Origin of the sequence: Pseudomonas sp. B1-22, from assembly GCF_050474425.1 — a bacterium.
Lineage (GTDB): Bacteria > Pseudomonadota > Gammaproteobacteria > Pseudomonadales > Pseudomonadaceae > Pseudomonas.
On the sequence record NZ_JBCHVH010000006.1, the window covers coordinates 190,041 to 207,976 of the forward strand.

The following is a 17,936-nucleotide window of genomic DNA, read 5'->3' on the forward strand; positions in this document are numbered from 1 at the left end:
GAAAAATGCGCGGGTAAAAAAGTGCGGCAAACTCTAACAATGACGGGGGTTTTGGGCAAGGCGGCAATTTATGCTAGATTCCTCGTTTTTCGGGCCCGCAGGCCCGTCCCAGCGGCCTTCGACCGTCCGCCGCGGGTTCTGTTCCCTGCCCCACAAATTCCTTCCGGCCAGGTCCAGTTCGAACCGGGCCGCTCTAGCTGGAGACCCCGATGGCGCTTGAACGCTCCGACGTGGAAAAGATCGCCCACCTCGCCCGCCTGGGCCTGGCGGAAGCCGACATTTCGCGCACCACCGACACCCTCAACAACATCCTTGGCCTGATCGACGCCATGCAGGCGGTCGACACCGACGGCGTGGAGCCCCTGGCCCACCCGCTGGAAGCCACGCAGCGCCTGCGCGCCGACGCAGTCACCGAGGAGAACCGCCGCGAAGCCTACCAGGCCATCGCGCCAGCCGTGGAAGACGGCCTTTACCTCGTCCCGAAAGTCATCGAGTAAGCGCTAAGGACACGGACATATGCTGCATCAATTGACCCTCGCCGAAGTCGCCCGCGGACTCGCCGACAAGCAATTCTCCGCCCAGGAACTGGCCACTGCCCTGCTCGCGCGCATCCAGCAGCTCGACCCGCAGTTGAACAGCTTCATCACCGTCACCGAGGAAAGCGCCCTGGCCCAGGCCAAGGCGGCCGACGAACGGCGCGCCAAAGGCGAGACCGGCGCCCTGCTGGGCGCGCCGATCGCCCACAAGGACCTGTTCTGCACCCAGGGCGTGCGCACCAGCTGCGGCTCGAAGATCCTCGACGCCTTCGTCTCGCCCTACGACGCCACCGTCGTCGAGCGCCTGGCCGACGCCGGCGCCGTGAGCCTGGGCAAGCTGAACATGGACGAGTTCGCCATGGGCTCGGCCAACGAATCCAGCCACTACGGCCCGGTGAAGAACCCCTGGGACACCTCCCGCGTACCGGGCGGCTCCTCCGGTGGCTCCGCCGCCGCCGTGGCCGCGCGCCTGATCCCGGCCGCCACCGGCACCGACACCGGCGGCTCGATCCGCCAGCCGGCCGCGCTGACCAACCTCACCGGCATCAAGCCGACCTATGGCCGCGTGTCCCGCTGGGGCATGATCGCCTATGCCTCCAGCCTCGATCAGGGCGGCCCGCTGGCCCGCACCGCCGAGGACTGCGCGCTGATGCTCGGCGCCATGGCCGGCTTCGATCCGAAGGATTCCACCTGCGTCGACCAGCCGGTGGACGACTACCTGGCCGCCCTGGCCAAGCCGCTGACCGGCCTGCGCATCGGCCTGCCGAAGGAATACTTCGGCGCCGGCCTGGACAGCCGCATCGCCGACGCGGTGATGAAGGTAGTCGAGCAGCTCAAGCAGCTCGGCGCGGTGATCAAGGAGATCTCCCTGCCGAACATGCAGCACGCGATCCCTGCCTATTATGTGATCGCGCCCGCGGAAGCCAGCTCCAACCTGTCGCGCTTCGACGGCGTCCGCTACGGCTACCGCTGCGAGGATCCGAAGGACCTGCAGGACCTGTACAAGCGCTCCCGCGCCGAAGGCTTCGGCGCCGAGGTGAAGAACCGCATCATGGTCGGCACCTACGCGCTTTCCGCCGGCTACTACGACGCTTACTACCTGAAAGCTCAGAAGATTCGTCGCCTGATCAAGAACGATTTCGTCAGCGCCTTCGCCGAAGTCGACGTGATCCTCGGCCCGACCACGCCGAATCCGGCCTGGAAACTCGGCGAGAAGAACAACGACCCGGTCGCCCAGTACCTGGAAGACATCTACACCATCACCGCCAACCTCGCCGGCATCCCGGGCCTGTCCATGCCCGCCGGCTTCGTCGACGGCCTGCCGGTGGGTGTCCAGCTGCTCGCGCCGTACTTCCAGGAAGGCCGCCTGCTCAACGTCGCGCACCAGTACCAACTGGTCACTGACTGGCACAAACAAGCACCGGCTGGATTCTGAGGACGACACACATGCAATGGGAAACCGTGATCGGGCTGGAAATCCACGCACAGCTCTCCACCCAATCGAAGATCTTCTCCGGTAGCGCCACCACCTTCGGCGCCGCCCCGAACACCCAGGCCAGCCTGGTCGACCTGGCCATGCCCGGCACCCTGCCGGTGCTGAACCAGGAGGCCGTGCGCATGGCCTGCCAGTTCGGCCTGGCGATCAACGCCGAGATCGCCGAGCGCAACGTCTTCGCCCGGAAGAACTACTTCTACCCTGACCTGCCCAAGGGCTACCAAACCAGCCAGATGGACCACCCCATCGTCGGCAAGGGGCACCTGGACATCACCCTGGAAGACGGCACCGTCAAGCGCGTCGGCATCACCCGCGCGCACCTGGAAGAGGACGCCGGCAAGAGCCTGCACGAAGACTTCCACGGCATGAGCGGGATCGACCTGAACCGCGCCGGCACCCCGCTGCTGGAGATCGTCTCCGAGCCGGACATCCGCAGCGCCAAGGAAGCCGTGGCCTACGTCAAGGCGATCCACGCGCTGGTGCGCTACCTGGGCATCTGCGACGGCAACATGGCCGAAGGCTCGCTACGCTGCGACTGCAACGTGTCGGTACGGCCGAAGGGCCAGGCCGAGTTTGGCACCCGCGCCGAGATCAAGAACGTGAACTCCTTCCGCTTCATCGAGAAGGCGATCAATCACGAAGTGCAGCGCCAGATCGACCTGATCGAGGACGGCGGCAAGGTCGTGCAGGAAACCCGCCTGTACGACCCGAACAAGGACGAAACGCGCTCTATGCGCAGCAAGGAAGAAGCCAACGACTACCGTTACTTCCCCTGCCCGGACCTGTTGCCGGTGGTGATCGAGCGCGCCTTCCTCGACGAGCTGCGCGCCAACCTGCCGGAACTGCCGGACCAGAAGCGCGAGCGTTTCGAGAGCCAGTACGGCCTGTCCGCCTATGACGCCAGTGTGCTGTCCGCCAGCCGCGAAATGGCCGACTACTTCGAGCAGGTGCAGGCCATCTGCGGCGACGCCAAGCTGGCCGCCAACTGGGTGATGGGCGAGCTCTCCAGCCTGCTCAACAAGGACGGCCTGGAGATCGAGCAATCGCCGGTTTCCGCGCAGCACCTGGGCGAAATGATCCTGCGCCTGAAGGACGGCACCATCAACGGCAAGGCGGCCAAGACCGTGTTCGCCGCCATGGCCGAGGGTGAAGGGTCGCCCGACGAGATCATCAAGGCCAAGGACCTGGTGCAGAACACCGATTCGGGCGCCGTCGAGAAGCTGCTGGACGACGTGCTGGCAGCCAACGCGGAGCAGGTCGAGCAGTACCGTGCCAGCGACGAAGCCAAGCGCGGCAAGATGTTCGGCTTCTTCGTCGGCCAGGCCATGAAGGCCGCCAAGGGCAAGGCCAACCCGGCACAAGTGAACGAATTGCTGAAGAAAAAGCTCGAAGGGTAATCCGCCCCTTCTTTTATCCAGAAGAGTGCCAACGCCTGCGTTGGCCCGGCGAACGACCGGCCAGGGATGGCCGGATTGGAAAACTCGGTGCTGCGACAGGAATGTCAGTGCAGAACCCATCAGCACCGGGTAAATCGTCCCCTGGAAGCTCCATTATGTGGCGTTCGTTCCCTTCCCTCTTCTTCGCCGCCGGACTCGCCCTGCTGGCCGGTTGTAGCAGCGCCCCGTCATACGACAACGACTCGGGCGTCTCCGGCCGTGGCTATCGCGCCGAGGGCACCGCCTCCTATTACGGCAAGGCACACCACGGCAAGCGCACCGCCAGCGGCGAGCGCTTCAACCAGCACGCCCTGACCGCCGCGCATCGCACCTTGCCCTTTGGCACCCGGGTGAAAGTCACCAATCTCAATAACGGCCGTAGCGTCGTGGTGCGGATCAACGACCGGGGCCCCTTCGGCCGTGGGCGGATCATCGACCTGTCGAAAGCCGCCGCCGAACAACTCAACATGCTGCGCTCCGGCACCGCGCCGGTGCGCCTGGAAGGTCTCTGAAGGAGTCAGAATGAGCAACGACAACCGCAAGGCCGGCGAACAGGTCCGCCGCGAAGTGATGGGCGACGCCTTCGTCGACCGCGCCCTGGGCAATGCCACCGAGTTCACCCAGCCGCTGCAGGACTTCGTCAACGAGCACGCCTGGGGCGGCGTGTGGAACCGCGACGGCCTGCCGCGCAAGACCCGCAGCCTGATCACCCTGGCCGCGCTGACCGCGCTCAAATGCCCGCAGGAGCTGAAAGGCCATGTGCGTGGCGCACTGAACAATGGTTGTACGGTGGAAGAAATCCGCGAGGCGCTGCTGCATTGCGCAGTCTATGCCGGCGTCCCGGCGGCCATCGACGCCTTCCGCGCCGCGCAGGAAGTGATCGAGGCCTGGCAGGCGGATCAGCAGGCCTGATCAAGAGCAGCGCCAATAGGCGCTTTTCGCGGGCGTGGCCCGCTCCTACAGGGTGAGTCCAACGTCGCTTTCGTAGGAGCGGACCTTGTCCGCGAAATCCGGCGCGGCGGAATTCGCAATTGCCGGGAAACTCCGAAGCGCAGCGCCCATTTGTAGGAGCGGGCCATGCCCGCGATCCGTCGGCCGGGCCGACGGCTCTCGCCCTTACGGATAACTGAACCGCTTCACCAGCGTCAGCTCGCCCGGCTGGCGCATCGGGATCAGGAAGGACTCCTGCTTCTCGTTCACCGTGCCCTCCTCCGTAACGATGGTCACCTGCGCCGTGGTCAGCGGCTTGGCCGCGTTCACGTCGCCGGAGCTGTCATCCTCGCTCCAACCGCCGCCGTAGTAATTCACGTAAACCAGGTACTGGCCCTTGAGCGGTGTCGGGCTGGCTATGATTTCCGGGCCGTAGCCGGTGGTCACGTCGACGTCCTGAGCCGCGCCGTTGGGCAGCGAGCGGTTGCCGTACCAGACGTGCCCGCCATCGGGCGTCACCAGATGCAGGTCGAGGTCGGTGTTGTCCGAGTCCCAGGACAACATGACCCGCAGCTTGGCTGCGACTTCGCCGCCCCCGCCGCCGTGGTAGAACTGCACGCGCTTGCGCTGCTGGCCGTCCGGGCTGATGACTTCGACGCTGTTGGAGCCCGCCGGGAAGGCGAACGGACGGTCGAACTTGCCGTCGCCCTCGATCCGCATCGGCATGGCCACGCCGTTGACCACCAGGCGTGCCGGCTCCTTGCTGTTCTTGGGCAAGCCACGGATTTCCCCGCGGATACGCGCGGTCTCGGCCTGGTCCGCGCGAGTGTTCACCGAGGACGCCGGGTAATTCACAGTCTGCCGGAAGTCGGCCTTGTCGCCGTCGCCCGCGCGCCAACCGCCCAGCGGCGTGTCCAGGCTGATCGGCGATTCGGCGGCCTGCGCGGCCAGCGGGATCAGGCTGGCAAGCAGGGAAAGGCGGAGCACGTGGGCGAATTTCATGGTGATCATTCCAGTATCAGGCGACGGGCCAGGCTTTCCACGTAGCCCTCGTCTTGTCCATTGGGGTGCGCCTGGAAGGCCAGGTGCAGGTATTCATGAGCCAGGTCGAGGCGGTCCTGCTGGGAGTACAGGCCACGTACGTAGATGCGCTGACGTTCGCGGTCGACGTAGGGCCGGCCACTGCTCAGGCGGCACACGGCGAAAGACTGCAATTCCTCATAGCCCGCCTCGGCTTCCAGGCGCTGCCGCCAGTGGCGGCGCTGCGCCTGCAGCCAGCGTTCGGCCTCGGGCAGCGGCTGGCAGGCGGCAGTCGGGTTGCTCCAGCGGCTGAGGCTGGTGCGCGGGAAGGCGCGGGCGAGGATGGCGTCGTAGCGCAGGCCCTTGGCGGCCTGTTCCTGGGCGTCGCGCCAGGACAGTTTCGACTGCCCGGCTTGGTCCGAGTGATAGGTGACGGTGCCGCCGGCCAGTACCAGATCAGCGGTCCAGGCGGCGATTCCCCGCGCGGCCTCACTAGCCGGGCGCGGCGCCACGCGCTGGCGCTGGCTGCTGTCGTCGATGCTCAGGCAGTCGCCGCGCGGGGCGCCGTTCTGCAGCAGATAGGTGCGGATGGTCACCGCCAGCGCCTTGGCCGCTTCCGGCGGCGTAGCGGAAGCCTCGCGGTCGAGCACGCGGGCGACATACTCCTCGCGGGACAGGCGCGCGGTCAAGCGCGGGCCCTGGGCGCCGCGTTCAAGAAACAGATCGCCGCCGCTGTTCACGTCGAGCCTTACGCCATTGGCGAACAGCACATTCTGCCGACCTTCCAGCAGGCCTTCGGTGGCAGGCTGGTTTCGCACGTCGTAGACCTCTTTCAGCGGATAGCGGCTGAACAGACTGACCTCCACACAACGCCCCGGATCGCTTGGCCACGGCGCCGGCAGCGCGACACCGATAGCGTTGCCGTACTTGGCCAGCACCGTCTTGCTGGTGCCCGGCCCGCGCGCCCAGAGCGGTGTGCCGTCCACCAGCCAGCCGGCAAAGCCGCCTTCGCGCTGGCCGCCTTCTTCCCAGCTCCAGGTCTTCACCCGCAGGCGTCCACCCAGGGCAGCGGGAGCGCGCCCGTCATCGGCGGCGAGGCTGACATCCAGCAGCACCTTTCGCGCCTGCTCCTGGGCCGGCAGGTGCTGCAGTTGATCGAGCAGTTCGGCAACCGGCACCTCGGTCTGCGGCGCCAGATGATCGAGTTGCGAGACCCAGGCCGGCGCGTGGCGCGCCTGCCAGTACTGCTGCCAGACCGTACCGTCGATGCCCAGGCGCTGCGGCTGAAAATACAGACCACAGGACTTCACCAGCGCCGCGTCACGCTCGATGCTCTGCCCCGCCGTGCAGCAATAGACCTCTTCCTTGCTCTCGCCACGGCACGGGTAGGCCGGCTCCTGCTGGCCGGTGTCGCTCAGCCAGGCATAGACGAACAGCTTCCACAGGCTACCCAGCGGAGCCGTGAGATCGGCGGGCAAAGCCTGACGATCGAGCACCTGCTGCGACCCTAGCCGCAGCAGTTCATCACCCTGCGCAGTGCGCCAGGCCAGCTGCGCCGACTCCTGCGCCCCAAGGGCGCAGAGCGGCAACAGCAGAATCAGCCCGGCGATGCGCGCGCGCATTACTGGACCTTGATTTTCGCCAGGGCCGGATTCTGCTCCAGCGCCTGCTCCTGCGGCGCATAGAGGCGCTGGAAGCGCGCCGGCGGCAGGACGAACTCGCCCTTCTGCGAGAAGCGCACCAGATGGCGGAAGCGCAGCTCGCCGCCCAGGGTGTCCACCGGCACGCCGTAGAACAGGTCGCCCGGTTCGTTGCGCGCGCGCTCCAGGCTGGTCGCCTCGGCGCCACCCAGGCCGCTGATCTGCAGGCCCCAGGTGGTGCGCTCGACGTCCGCGCCCGGCGGCAGCGGCACTTCCAACATGCCGTAGCGCAGGGCTTGCGCCTGCTCGGTGGTCAGGGTCACTTCGTCCAGGTACAGCTCGTCGCTGGACAGCGGCTTGTCGCCCAGTGCCTCGGCATTGAAGGCGAAAGCTTCCTCACCCGGCACCAGGCGCAGCAGGCGACGCTTGATGGTCACCGGCAGTTGGCTGGCCGGCGCTTCGGCACTGCGGAAGGTCACGGAAGCATTGAGCGGACGCGACGGCGCGGCGGAGAGGTCCAGCTGCGCAGGCACTGCCTTGCCCTGCCATTGCCAGACGGCGTCGCCTGTCGTGCTGTGTTTTTCCTTCCAGTCCGTCACCGGCTTGGGCAGCTCGGCGGCCGGAGCTTCGGCCACGGCACGCTGCATCCAGGTCAACACCAGGGCGCGTTCGACGGTGGACTGCTGCGGCGCCAGGCTCAGCAGCAGTGCCCGGGCGCGGTTGGCGTCCACGGTGCCGCTGTAGAGCTGCACCGCGCGGGCGAAGGGCTCGTCGCTAGTATTCAGCTTCAGGCGCGCGGCATCCAGTTGCTTGGCGAAGCCTTGCGGCAGCGCGACCTTGTTCTGCTCGGCCAGGCTGGCCGTCAGCACGCGGGCCACTGCCAGCCCCAGCTCGGAGTCCGGCTGGCCCATGACCAGGCTGTCGTCGCTGTCGAATTCGTTCACCGACTTCGCCGCCTCGCCGTTGCCAGCATTCTGCAGGTCGGTGAGCAGGCCGCTGACCAGGGTCTGTACCGGCAACTTCATGTCGCGGGCGAAGGCCAGGATCAGTGCGCGCTGCAGCAGCGGCGTGGCGCTGGCGCGTGCGGAATACAGTTCCAGCACACGCTGCCAGTGGTCCGGCGGCAGCTGGATTTCCAGCGCACGGCTGGCGTACCAGTCAGCGTAGTAGGCGTAGGCGGTGAGGAAGGCGTCGTTGTCTTCGCCGCCCCACCAGGTGAAGTAGGCATCCGGGCCGGCCATCTGCACCAGGCGCAGGCGGCTGGTCTGCATGATCAGGCGCAGGCGGTCACGCACGCGCGGCTCGCCGCTGGCCAGCATCGGATAGGCGACGCTGAGCGGCAGCAACTGGCTGGCGGTCTGCTCGACGCCACCCCAGGGATACTGGAGCAGCGAGTCGAGATTACCGCGCAGCAGGGCCTGGGCGCTGTCGTCCAGGCGCAGGGTCACGTCGCGGGCATCCGCCGGCAGTTGCAGCGGGGTGTTCTGCGCGTTGACCTGCAGCGGTCTGGACTGCAGGACCTGCCAGCTGTCGGCCACCAGGCTGAAGTGCACACCGAGACTGTCGCGGACCTGGCCGTCCTGGCGCAGCTCCACGCTCCAGTCGCCATCGCTGAGCGGCTGTTGCGGCAGGGCGATGTAGTTGACGCCACGCTTGAGCTCCAGCGCCTGGGTCTTCTCGGCGCCGTTGGCGCGGATCAGCAGCTCGGCCTTGGTGTCCTGCTCACCCTGGTTGAAGACGAACAGGCCGAGGTCCGGCGCATCGCCCGTGCGGAAGCGTTTCGGGCCGCTCCACTTCAGGTACAGCGGTTTCTCGGAGCGGATGAACTGCTTCTTCTGGCCGACCTGCCCTTCGTCATCCATGGCGCGGGCGGTGATGCGCCAGCGGGTCAGGGAATCGGGCATACGGAACTTGAACTGCGCCTTGCCATTGGCATCGCTGACCAGCTCGGGCTCCCAGGCGGCGGTGTCCACTTCCTCGCGGCGCGGACGCTCCAGCACCTTCACCCCGCGTTCGCTGCGGTTGGCGCGGCCAGGTGCGCTGGGCGTGCCGGGCAGTGCCACGTCGTAGCTGATGAACGACAGGCTGGCGCTGGTGCGCACGTTGTTGCGGCGCGGGTGGTAGAAGAACTGGTCGATGCCCGGGGCGATCTCCGGTTGCAGCGCGTAGATCATCTCGTCCACCACGCTCACGGTGAGGTGGCTGGAGACAGGCTTGCCGGCGTAGGCGGTGTCGAGGTTGACGGTGACCGTCTCGCCCGGCTCGTAGCGTTCCTTGTCGGTGCTGACGGCGATCTCCACCTGCGGTACCGCGACCTTGATGCCGGCGTTCTGGAAGCTGTAGTCGCCGCTGCGGGTGTAGAGCACGGAGAAGGTCAGGTTCGGCGAGAACTCGGCCTTCACCGGAATGCGCGCGCGGTACTGGGTCGGGTTGAGTTTTTCCAGCTTCAGCCAGTCGCCGCCCTTGGACAGCAGCGCGGTGGCCTCGACCTTGTCGCGTTCCAGCGACAGCAGCGCGTCATCCACCGGTTCGGGGAAGGTGATCAGCGCCAGGGCTTCTTCGCCGGCCTGGTACTCGGGCTTGTCGAGGACGATTTCCACGGTGCCCGGCACGGCCTTCACGCCGTCGCCGCTGACCGAGTGGCCGGTGCCGCCGAGCAGTTGGCCGGCCTTGTCGCGCAGCTCGACGCTGTAGGTGCCGGGCTTGTCGAAGGTGATGGCGAACTTGCCGTCGGCCACCGCGCCGTCGCCACTGCTGCGGTCTTCCAGGCGCAGCCAGCGATAGGCGGTGGGCTGGACCTGCGTCTGCTGTTCGGCAGCGTAGCTGAACTCGACCTTGTCCCCGGCTGCGCTGAAGCGCTGCGGCGCGCTCACGTGGAAGCGCGCGGCGCCCCGCTCGATGAGGATTTCCTTGCTGGTCTTCACGCGGTACGCGGCGCCATCGCTGGCGAACACGGTGAGCATGTAGCGGCTGGGCTTCTCCGCCGCCGGCAGCTCCAGCGCCGCGCGGCCCTGGTCATCGGTGGTGATCTGCGCGCTGGACAGCTCCACGGGGAACTGGCCGAGATACTGCAGCTCGTTGTCCACCATGGACAGCTGCTGCGCGCGCAGGCTCAGCTCCAGGCGCGCGTTGGCCACCGGCTTGCCGTCCGGGTAGAGCAGGATCAGGTTGCCCTTCACCGGCTCACCGGTCTTGAAGTCGGGCTTGGCGAGGTCCAGGGAAATCTCGAAGTGCGGCTTGATGTACTCGGCGACGCGGAAGGCACTGCTGTAGGTCTGGTCGCGGTAGTCGAAGCGCAGCTCATAGCCGCCGGCGACGGCGTTGGCCGGCAGCTGGAAACGGCCGTTGGTGCCGCTCTTGGCGTCGTACTTGAGGTCCAGGGTCTGCAGCGTGGTGCCGGCGGCGTCGATCACCGACAGGCGCAGCGGCGCGCTCTGCGGCGACTGCGATTCGCGGGAGTTCTTGAACTCGCGGCCGACGATCTTCAGCGACACCCAGTCGCCCGGACGGTACAGCGGGCGGTCGGTGAAGGCGTAGAGCTTGGTGTCGTAGATTTCGCTGTCGTAATAGAAGTTCTCGGAAACGAAGACGCCGCCCTCCTCGTCTTCGCCGATCACGAAGGAGCGCTCGGGGCTGACATGCTGCAGGCGCAGCAGGCCGTCGGCGTCGCTGCTGCCGCTGCTCATCACGCCCAGGCCGTCGGTCCACAGCACCTTGGCGCCGCCCACCGGCGTGCCTTCATGCTTGCGCGCGGTCCACACCAGCAGCTCGTTGCCGGCGATCTTGCTCACCGCAACGCTGTTGGAGACGAACACCACGGTAGTCGCACGGTATTTGCCGACCAGCGCTTCGACCAGGTAGAGGCCGGGTTTCAACTTGCCCAGCGGCACGTAGACGTTGCCCGGCGCGACGTTGATGAACTCGCTGGACGAACCCATCAGCGTCACGTCCTTCGGCGGCTGGATGGGTTTTGCGTCCCACAGCGGATAGCGGAACTGGCTGACCATCGGCAGGCCGGGGATCGGCGCATATTGCGGCTGCGCGTCATAAGGCGTCGGCGCGGCGATGGCGTTACCCATCTTCAGCTCGGGCACCACTTCGGTGACCTGCTGGCGCGATTCATAAGAGAAGGTCCGCTGCATCACCCGACGCGACTTGCGGTACCAGTTGTCCCACAGGTAGGCCAGGGTGTTGGACAGGCCCTCGCCCTTGAACTGACCTTCGGACAGCACGCGGTGCAGGTTCTTCTGGCGCTTGAGGAAATCCAGCGGCTGGTCGATGCGGTAGACGCGGATATCCGCGCCGCCGTAGGGCTCCATGCGGTAACGGCGGTAGTCGCGGCCCGGCGCCTCCAGGCGCACCTTGGCCACTTCGTCGGAAGCGAAGCTGGAGTCGGCCAGCAGGAAGAACGACTCGCCGGCCATGGGCGTGTAGTTGCTCGCCGGAACCTCGTCGTCCGCCTGCACGATCGCGGGCGAGGCGGCGAACAGGCCGGCGCAGGCCAGGGCAGCGGCAATGCCGCGCAGCGCGTTCATCGGGCCAGGAAGGACAAGCGATAGACGCCGATAAAGTTGGGATTGGATTCGTCGGGTATCCATCGGGTGTCCTTCCATGTCATGAGTTGTTGCAGGCTGACCGAGCGCATGCCGTTGTCGGTCGCCGTACGAGTGCCGGTGTGATAAGCGATGTCGCGGCCCATCCAGATCATCAGATGCTGGTCATCGCCCTGGTCGAAGAACATCAGGTCGCCGGGGCGCGCCTGGTTGAGGTCGCGGCCAACGAGCTGGCTGTTGTATTGAATGAGTTTGATCGCGTTGACGTAGGGGCCGGTCTTGCCGCCGCCCTGCTGCCAGGTCTGCGCGAGGTTGCGCTGTGCGTCGGTGAGCTCCAGCTCCGGCGGCAGGTAGCGGTTGGACATGCCATTGGCGCGCAGCCACTTGGCGTCGTGCACCTTCAGCGCCTCGTTGGCGGCAAAGCGCACGAGGCCTGCGCAGTCCTGCTGGTACCAGCGCGGGTTCGGCCCACGACGCAGCTGCTCCTCGGCGATACGCACGAACCAGGCGCGGAACACCTGGGTCTGCTGCGCATCCAGCGCAGGCTCGGCCGCGTGCGCCAGCGTGGCGACGAGCAGACCTGCGAGCAGCGTGAAAGGCTTTCCGATCACAGCGCCTTCCAGTCCAGCGGCAACCACTCCCACTCGCCGCTGGGCTCGCTGCCGGCCGGCAGGATCAGGGCGTAGGAGCCGTTACCGGCGAGGGTCTTCAGGCGCGGCAGGAGCAGCGTGTCGGCGGCGTTGCGGAACACCGGCTCGATGTCCTGCGGCAGGCTGTCGAGGGTTTCGCGCTGAAGCAGTTCGGAGAGCGTCTTGGGCGCCAGGTAGGCAGGCACCAGGGCATCTTTCGGCAGCACGTCGGCCAGCGGCGGGAAGCGCTTAGCCAGGGTGTTGCGGGCCTTGTCGAGCAGCTTGTCGTCGATGGAGAACAGCAGGGTGTTGCCATCGCGCAGCAGGCTGACGCGGAAGAAGCCGTTGCCGCTGACCTGATCGGGGTTCTCCGCCTCGCTGGCCGGGTACTGGCCGAAGCGCGAACTGACCTGGCGCTGCCACAGGCGACCGTCACCTTCGACGCGGCTCTCCACCTCGAAGGCGCCCGCCTCCACATTGGCCTCATAGGCGCCGATCATGCTGCCGAACAGCTTGCCCAGCTGCTCATCGAGTTCGGGGCTGGCGGGCGCATCGAGCTTCACTGCGAGCAGCGGCGAATGCAGTCGCGAGTCCGGGTACCAGCACAGGCCCGCAGCGCCAGAGAGGTGCTCGGAGAAGGCCGCGGCCATCTTCTGCTCGGCGCCCAGCTTCACCAGCATGTTGTCATACAGACCCGGCGTGACCGGCAGGGCGACACAGGCGCTGGCGCCCATGGGCATGGCCTGCCAGACGGGAGTGAAATCCAGTTCGGGCTGGCGGGCGACTTCATTGAGCGCCAGGTAGCTGTGCCAGCCGTCCTTGCCCTGCTCGAAGCGCACGCCGGCGAAGGTCGGGATGAAGCGCTGGTAGCCCATGGCGAGCACGCCGGCGCCCAGGGTGATGCGCTGCTTCAGTTCGCCGCGCGGTTCCAGGCCGAAGTCCTTGGCGAACAGCGGCTCGCCTTCGAGCAACGTGCCCAGGTCCTTGGCGATCATGGCGTCCGACTCACCCAGCCCACCGTCATTGGCCTCGGGGAAGAGCATCTTCGGATTCGACAGCACCAGCATCTGGTCGCCACGGGAAACGAACAGCACGCTCTTTTCGGCGCCGTAACGCAGGCTGTAGACCGGCGTGGCAGCGCCCTTCACCTGGATTTCCGAGACCTTCTTCAGTTGGCTATCGTCAGCGGCGACCTTCGCCAGCGGCTCCAGGAGCTTGGCCAAGCCGCCACGGCGCAGGACCACCATGAAGTCGCGCAGGCGGCCATCGGCGCCGCGCCATAGCGCAACCTGGGCCGGCTGGTCGAGCAGTTCCTCGATCACGCTGTCCTTCAGGGTCAGGTCGTGTTCGTAGGCGATGCGCCGCAGGGTGCCAGTCAGGCCCAGGCGGTCGGCGTTGTTCTCGTAGTAGAAGACGAAGTCCTCGGTGAGCACGTCGCGCAGCAGCGGCACCTCCAGCACCGCCTTGGGCAGTTGGCTGAGCGAGGCGCTCTCGAGCAGCGCGTCGGGGCGCTGCAGGTCGCGCACCACTTCCGCGTTCTCCGGCGCTTCCAGCGTGCCCACCGGCGCGGAGTGGAAGGCGGGAATCAGACCGAAGGCCAGGGCCAGGCCGCCGGCGACCAGCACGGCGGCAACCGCGCCGATGGCGATCAGCGGGCCGCGGCGCGGAGGCTGCGCGGCCGGCGGCGTGGGAGTGCTGTCTGGGCTGCTGGTAGGAGTGTTGTCGCTCATGGATCGCTTGTCCCGTGTCATCCCTGCGAGGGGCGAATTCAGTAGTTGAAGGTCTTCACCAGCACCAGATCACCGATGGTGCGCATGGGCACCACGAACGTCTCGCGCTTCTCGTTGACGGTATTTTCGTTGAACACCAGGTTGATCTCCGCGGTGATCACATCCTGCTCGTGATTGCCTTCCTGGAAGTTGTAACCCTGGCTGGCGTTGTAGTTGCCCCAGTAGTTCACGTAGACCAGATAAGTGCCATGCAGCGGCGCGGCCATGGTGAACATTTCCGGACCGGGCCCATCGACGCCGTCCGGGTCGAGGCCGCCTCCGTTGCTCAAGCGCGGGTGGGCCCAGAAGGCATGCTGGCCATCGGGCGTGACGATATGCAGGTCGAGTTCTGCCTTGGGGTCGTTCCAGCCCAGCGCCAGGCGGATGCGCGGCGGTATCCGGCTGTTGTTGGCCTCGTAGAACTGGAGGCGCTTGAGAGATTTGCCCTGGTCGCTGCTCAGCGCGACGCTGTTACTGCCCGCGCCGAAATTGTATGGGCGGACGAACTTGCCTTCGGCGTCGGTATACAGAGGGAGGGGGTTGCCGTTGACCACCAGGCGCTGGGCGCGGTCGACACCGGACACTTCACGCAGGTGGCCCTCGATCAGACTGCGACCGCGCGCACCGCCACGGTCGATGGGCGGGGTCGGATAGGCCACGCGGGGCACGCTGGGATCATCGGTCAGGCCGGAATAGCGCCAGCCGGCGGTTGGGCTGCTCAGCTCGGCACCCGGTTCGGCAGCGGCCACGGCTGCCAGCAGACAGGCCGGCAGACACGAGGCGGCATACAGAATCCGGCGTGTGAGTTGCATGAACAATCCTTGATCGTGCAGAAGATCGGCAAATGTAACTGTTCTTGTACAACGAAGAAATGAACTTCACTGCGCCTTGGAGCCGCAGCGCAGTGTTTCAGCAATGTCTTACAAAGCTCATCATTTTTGTCGCACTTCGGCGATCTGCAAATGTGCCCGTCGTGCTTACATCCAGCCGCCCCACTGCAGCAGGAAAATACCGATATTGGTGGTCACCGCCGCCGCCAGCGTGGTGATCACGATGATCGAGGCCGCCAGTTCGTGGTTGCCGTTCGCCGCGCGGGCCATCACGAAGCTGGCGGCCGCCGTCGGACTGGCGAAATAGAGGAACAGGACGCCCAGTTCCGCGCCGCGAAACCCGTAGAACCAGGCGCCGAAGGTGCAGATCAGCGGCAACCAGACCATCTTCATCAGGCTCGCGCTGAGCGCCAGTCCGCCGCTCTCCCGCAGCGAGGCCAACGACAGCGTGCCGCCGATGCAGATCAGCGCGAGCGGCATGGTCATCTGGGCAAAGTAGCCGGCGGACGTGAGCAGCCACGCCGGCAGCGCGATCTGCAGCCAGGAGAACGGCAGCGCCGCTAATACACCGAGGATCAGCGGGTTGCGCAGCACGCTCTTGAAGATGCTCCAGGGGTCGGACTTCATGCTCGGGCTGTAGATCGCCAGCACCACCGACGAGAGCGTGTTGTAGCAGAGGATCACCAGCGCGGCGAGGACCGAGCCCAGTGCCAGGCCGTGGTCACCGTAGAGGCTGGTGGCCAGTGCCAGGCCGATGATGCCATTGTTGCCGCGAAACGAACCCTGGGTATAGACCCCGCGGTCCGCCCGCGGCACCCGCCAGATCGACCAGCCCCAGGCGAGCAGGAAGCCCGCCAGGGTCGCCACGCAGAAGTACAGCAGCAGCGCCGGACGCGCCGCGCTATGCAGGTCGGAGTGATAGATGCCGAGAAACAGCATTGCCGGCATGGTGGCGTTGAACACCAGTGCCGAGGCGGTCTGGATGAACGCCGGATTGATCGCGCCCACGCGGCGCAGCAGCACTCCGAGGAACAGCATGGCAAAGACCGGGGCGGTGATGCCGAAGGTCTGGAGCAGGAGTGCGAGCATGGGGCGGAACGTTCAGGGCAGCGGGAACGGCAATCATAGCAAGCCAGGCACCGATCCCGCCGGGGCAAATCAGGCTTCGGCCGCCTCTTCGCGCACCGGCGCCGGAAGCTCCAGCGGTTTGGGCGCTTCGCCGTCGGCCAGTCGGGTCAGCTTGCCATCCACCGTGGCGCCGTTCTCCATGCTCAGCTGGCGGTACTGGATGTTGCCGACCACACGCGCGTTGGAATGCAGCTCCAGCAGATGCTCGACATAGAGGTCGCCGATGATGGTGCCATCGATCAGCGCGTCGTAACTGCTGACGTTGCCCTCGATCCGCCCTTCCGCACTGAGCGCCAGCAGGCTGGCCGCGCCGGGCTTGTGACAGACGTTGCCTTTCACCGTGCCGAGGATCTTCAGGCCGTCCTGGAACTGCATGTCGCCGACCAGATCGACATTGCCCGAGAGCAGGCTGGAGAACTTGTCCACCGATACCTGCGGCGCCTTCTTCTTGTTGCTGCTGAACATCTGTCCTCCTGTGACGGACTACTTGCCAGGTTTCTGCTGGCGGAAGAAGGCCAGCTCGGTCTTGAGTTTCTTGATTTCGGCGGACATCGCGTCGATCCGGCGCATCAGCTGCTCGCGATTGGCGCCATCCTCTTCGCCTTGCAGGCGTCGCTCGTCCAGCGCCGCGTTCAGGCGAGCGTTCTCGGCTTCCAGCAGTTCGATACGCTGACGCATCTGCCCATCATCCTGTGTACGCAGCAGGTAGGCCCCCGCCAGCGCCGCCGACAGGACAACGCACAGCAGCAAGGCCACCCAGCCCAGCCGGGCCGGGCTGCGCGGAACATGCGGCAGGTGTTCGGCGCGCAGCAGGTCGCGGGTGGAAGGCTTCCTAGTCCGAAGCCAGGCCATCGCTGTCGATCTCCATGCCGCCCAGAGAGAGGAAGTTCTGCGGGTCGACGAATTCGCCGTGGTAGAGCACTTCGAAATGCAGGTGCGGCCCGGTGGAACGACCGGTAGACCCGACCTTGGCGATCTCCTGCCCCGGCAGGACCACGTCGCCCGCCTTCACCAGCAGCTTCGAGGCGTGGGCATAGCGCGTCACCAGCCCATTGCCGTGGTCGATCTCGACGCGATTGCCATAGGAAGAATTACGGTCGGCGACGATTACGCGTCCACCGGCGGCGGCGTGAATCGGGCTCCCCGTGGGGGCCGAGAAGTCCTGGCCGGAGTGGAAGGCCAGGTGACGATTGAAAGGGTCTACGCGATTGCCGAAGGGCGAGCCAAGGCGCGCCTCCTCCATCGGTCGGCGGGCAGGGATGGCCATGAAGTCGGCACTGCGTCGGGCAACCTGGTCCATCAGCTGATCGAAGACCCGTCGCAGGCAGCGGGCCGAGCGCTCGTTCTGCTCGATGTCGGCCGACGGCAGCGGCTCGGCGCACGGACGCGGCGGCAGCAGGATGCCGCCTTCACCATCAGTCGCACGCCTGACCACAGGCGCCTTGGCCGGCGGGACCAGCGCGGGGTCGAGCTTGGACAGCTTGCGGGTGATTTCCTCGTGGCTTTCGACGGCCTGCAACAGGTAGGCGGCGTCCTTTTCCAGCACCTGCAGGCGGCCGGACAGCTGGCCGATGCGCTCGGCGACGAAGCGCTCTTCCGGCGCCTCGGTACTGTTCCCGGCCTGCGCGACGGGCGGCGCGACGGGCTCCACATGGGCGCGCCCCACCCAGATGCCGCCGGCGAAAGCCACAGCTGCCACCACCAGCGACACGCAGGCAGCGCCCAGCAGGAGCCGGCGCGGGTCGATCAGGCGCAGGTCCGAGCGGGTCAGCGCCTGCCGTGACGGGGAAAGGGACTTCATAAGGGTACCGTTGAACAGCCTTGAGGCCGGGCAGTGCCCGGCCGGGGCGCACAGGGTACCTGTTCTTGAAAATTTCGCAGCGACTAAACACTGGGAAATGTAAGAAATTAAGAAGAATTCATCCCTTTTGAGATGACTTTCAGACGTTTCCTACTAACCAGCTCACAGT

General features: G+C 66.4%; 15 protein-coding genes. 5 read left to right on the forward strand and 10 right to left on the reverse strand.

What is annotated here, in order from left to right:
* Positions 1 to 209 precede the first annotated feature (209 nt).
* From gatC to ACQ5BL_RS22925, 5 genes are all read left to right on the forward strand, one after another.
* Positions 210 to 497 (forward strand): Asp-tRNA(Asn)/Glu-tRNA(Gln) amidotransferase subunit GatC, encoded by a 288-nt coding sequence (gene gatC, locus ACQ5BL_RS22905; RefSeq protein WP_184588959.1) that lies wholly within the window; start codon positions 210 to 212, stop codon positions 495 to 497.
* Positions 498 to 516: 19 nt separating this feature from the next.
* Positions 517 to 1,971 (forward strand): Asp-tRNA(Asn)/Glu-tRNA(Gln) amidotransferase subunit GatA, encoded by a 1,455-nt coding sequence (gene gatA, locus ACQ5BL_RS22910; protein WP_243805384.1) that lies wholly within the window; start codon positions 517 to 519, stop codon positions 1,969 to 1,971.
* Between the two features lie 11 nt (positions 1,972 to 1,982).
* Positions 1,983 to 3,428 carry an Asp-tRNA(Asn)/Glu-tRNA(Gln) amidotransferase subunit GatB gene (gene gatB, locus ACQ5BL_RS22915; RefSeq protein ID WP_243805383.1) on the forward strand — a complete coding sequence of 482 codons (1,446 nt, stop codon included), beginning with the start codon at positions 1,983 to 1,985 and terminating at the stop codon, positions 3,426 to 3,428.
* A gap of 155 nt (positions 3,429 to 3,583) precedes the next feature.
* The gene (locus tag ACQ5BL_RS22920) at positions 3,584 to 3,979 is read left to right on the forward strand and encodes a septal ring lytic transglycosylase RlpA family protein (protein ID WP_243805382.1); all 396 of its coding nucleotides are present in this window, start codon (positions 3,584 to 3,586) and stop codon (positions 3,977 to 3,979) included.
* Positions 3,980 to 3,989: 10 nt separating this feature from the next.
* On the forward strand, positions 3,990 to 4,379 hold the full coding sequence (locus tag ACQ5BL_RS22925) for a carboxymuconolactone decarboxylase family protein (protein WP_243805381.1): 390 nt from the start codon (positions 3,990 to 3,992) through the stop codon (positions 4,377 to 4,379).
* A gap of 204 nt (positions 4,380 to 4,583) precedes the next feature.
* Here ACQ5BL_RS22925 and ACQ5BL_RS22930 read toward each other — a convergent pair whose 3' ends face one another.
* The 10 genes from ACQ5BL_RS22930 to ACQ5BL_RS22975 form a co-directional block, all read right to left on the reverse strand.
* Positions 4,584 to 5,399 carry a YfaP family protein gene (locus ACQ5BL_RS22930; protein WP_243805380.1) on the reverse strand — a complete coding sequence of 272 codons (816 nt, stop codon included), beginning with the start codon at positions 5,397 to 5,399 and terminating at the stop codon, positions 4,584 to 4,586.
* Positions 5,400 to 5,404: 5 nt separating this feature from the next.
* Positions 5,405 to 7,039 carry a DUF2300 domain-containing protein gene (locus ACQ5BL_RS22935; protein ID WP_243805379.1) on the reverse strand — a complete coding sequence of 545 codons (1,635 nt, stop codon included), beginning with the start codon at positions 7,037 to 7,039 and terminating at the stop codon, positions 5,405 to 5,407.
* The gene (locus ACQ5BL_RS22940) at positions 7,039 to 11,592 is read right to left on the reverse strand and encodes an alpha-2-macroglobulin family protein (RefSeq protein WP_243805378.1); all 4,554 of its coding nucleotides are present in this window, start codon (positions 11,590 to 11,592) and stop codon (positions 7,039 to 7,041) included. The genes ACQ5BL_RS22935 and ACQ5BL_RS22940 overlap by 1 nt, the downstream gene beginning before the upstream one ends.
* Positions 11,589 to 12,221: a DUF1175 domain-containing protein gene (locus tag ACQ5BL_RS22945; protein ID WP_430293275.1), complete on the reverse strand. Its 633-nt coding sequence runs from the start codon at positions 12,219 to 12,221 to the stop codon at positions 11,589 to 11,591. The genes ACQ5BL_RS22940 and ACQ5BL_RS22945 overlap by 4 nt, the downstream gene beginning before the upstream one ends.
* Positions 12,218 to 13,969: a DUF2138 domain-containing protein gene (locus ACQ5BL_RS22950; protein ID WP_243805377.1), complete on the reverse strand. Its 1,752-nt coding sequence runs from the start codon at positions 13,967 to 13,969 to the stop codon at positions 12,218 to 12,220. Before ACQ5BL_RS22950 ends, ACQ5BL_RS22945 begins: the two co-directional genes overlap by 4 nt.
* A gap of 38 nt (positions 13,970 to 14,007) precedes the next feature.
* Positions 14,008 to 14,820 carry a YfaP family protein gene (locus tag ACQ5BL_RS22955; RefSeq protein WP_207883596.1) on the reverse strand — a complete coding sequence of 271 codons (813 nt, stop codon included), beginning with the start codon at positions 14,818 to 14,820 and terminating at the stop codon, positions 14,008 to 14,010.
* Positions 14,821 to 14,985: 165 nt separating this feature from the next.
* Positions 14,986 to 15,927: an AEC family transporter gene (locus tag ACQ5BL_RS22960; RefSeq protein WP_243805376.1), complete on the reverse strand. Its 942-nt coding sequence runs from the start codon at positions 15,925 to 15,927 to the stop codon at positions 14,986 to 14,988.
* 69 nt (positions 15,928 to 15,996) lie between these two features.
* Entirely contained in the window at positions 15,997 to 16,431 is a 435-nt protein-coding gene (locus ACQ5BL_RS22965) for a bactofilin family protein (RefSeq protein ID WP_243805375.1), read from the reverse strand.
* 18 nt (positions 16,432 to 16,449) lie between these two features.
* Positions 16,450 to 16,818 carry a hypothetical protein gene (locus ACQ5BL_RS22970; RefSeq protein WP_243805374.1) on the reverse strand — a complete coding sequence of 123 codons (369 nt, stop codon included), beginning with the start codon at positions 16,816 to 16,818 and terminating at the stop codon, positions 16,450 to 16,452.
* Entirely contained in the window at positions 16,799 to 17,767 is a 969-nt protein-coding gene (locus ACQ5BL_RS22975) for a M23 family metallopeptidase (protein ID WP_243805373.1), read from the reverse strand. The genes ACQ5BL_RS22970 and ACQ5BL_RS22975 overlap by 20 nt, the downstream gene beginning before the upstream one ends.
* Between the last annotated feature and the right edge of the window lie 169 nt (positions 17,768 to 17,936).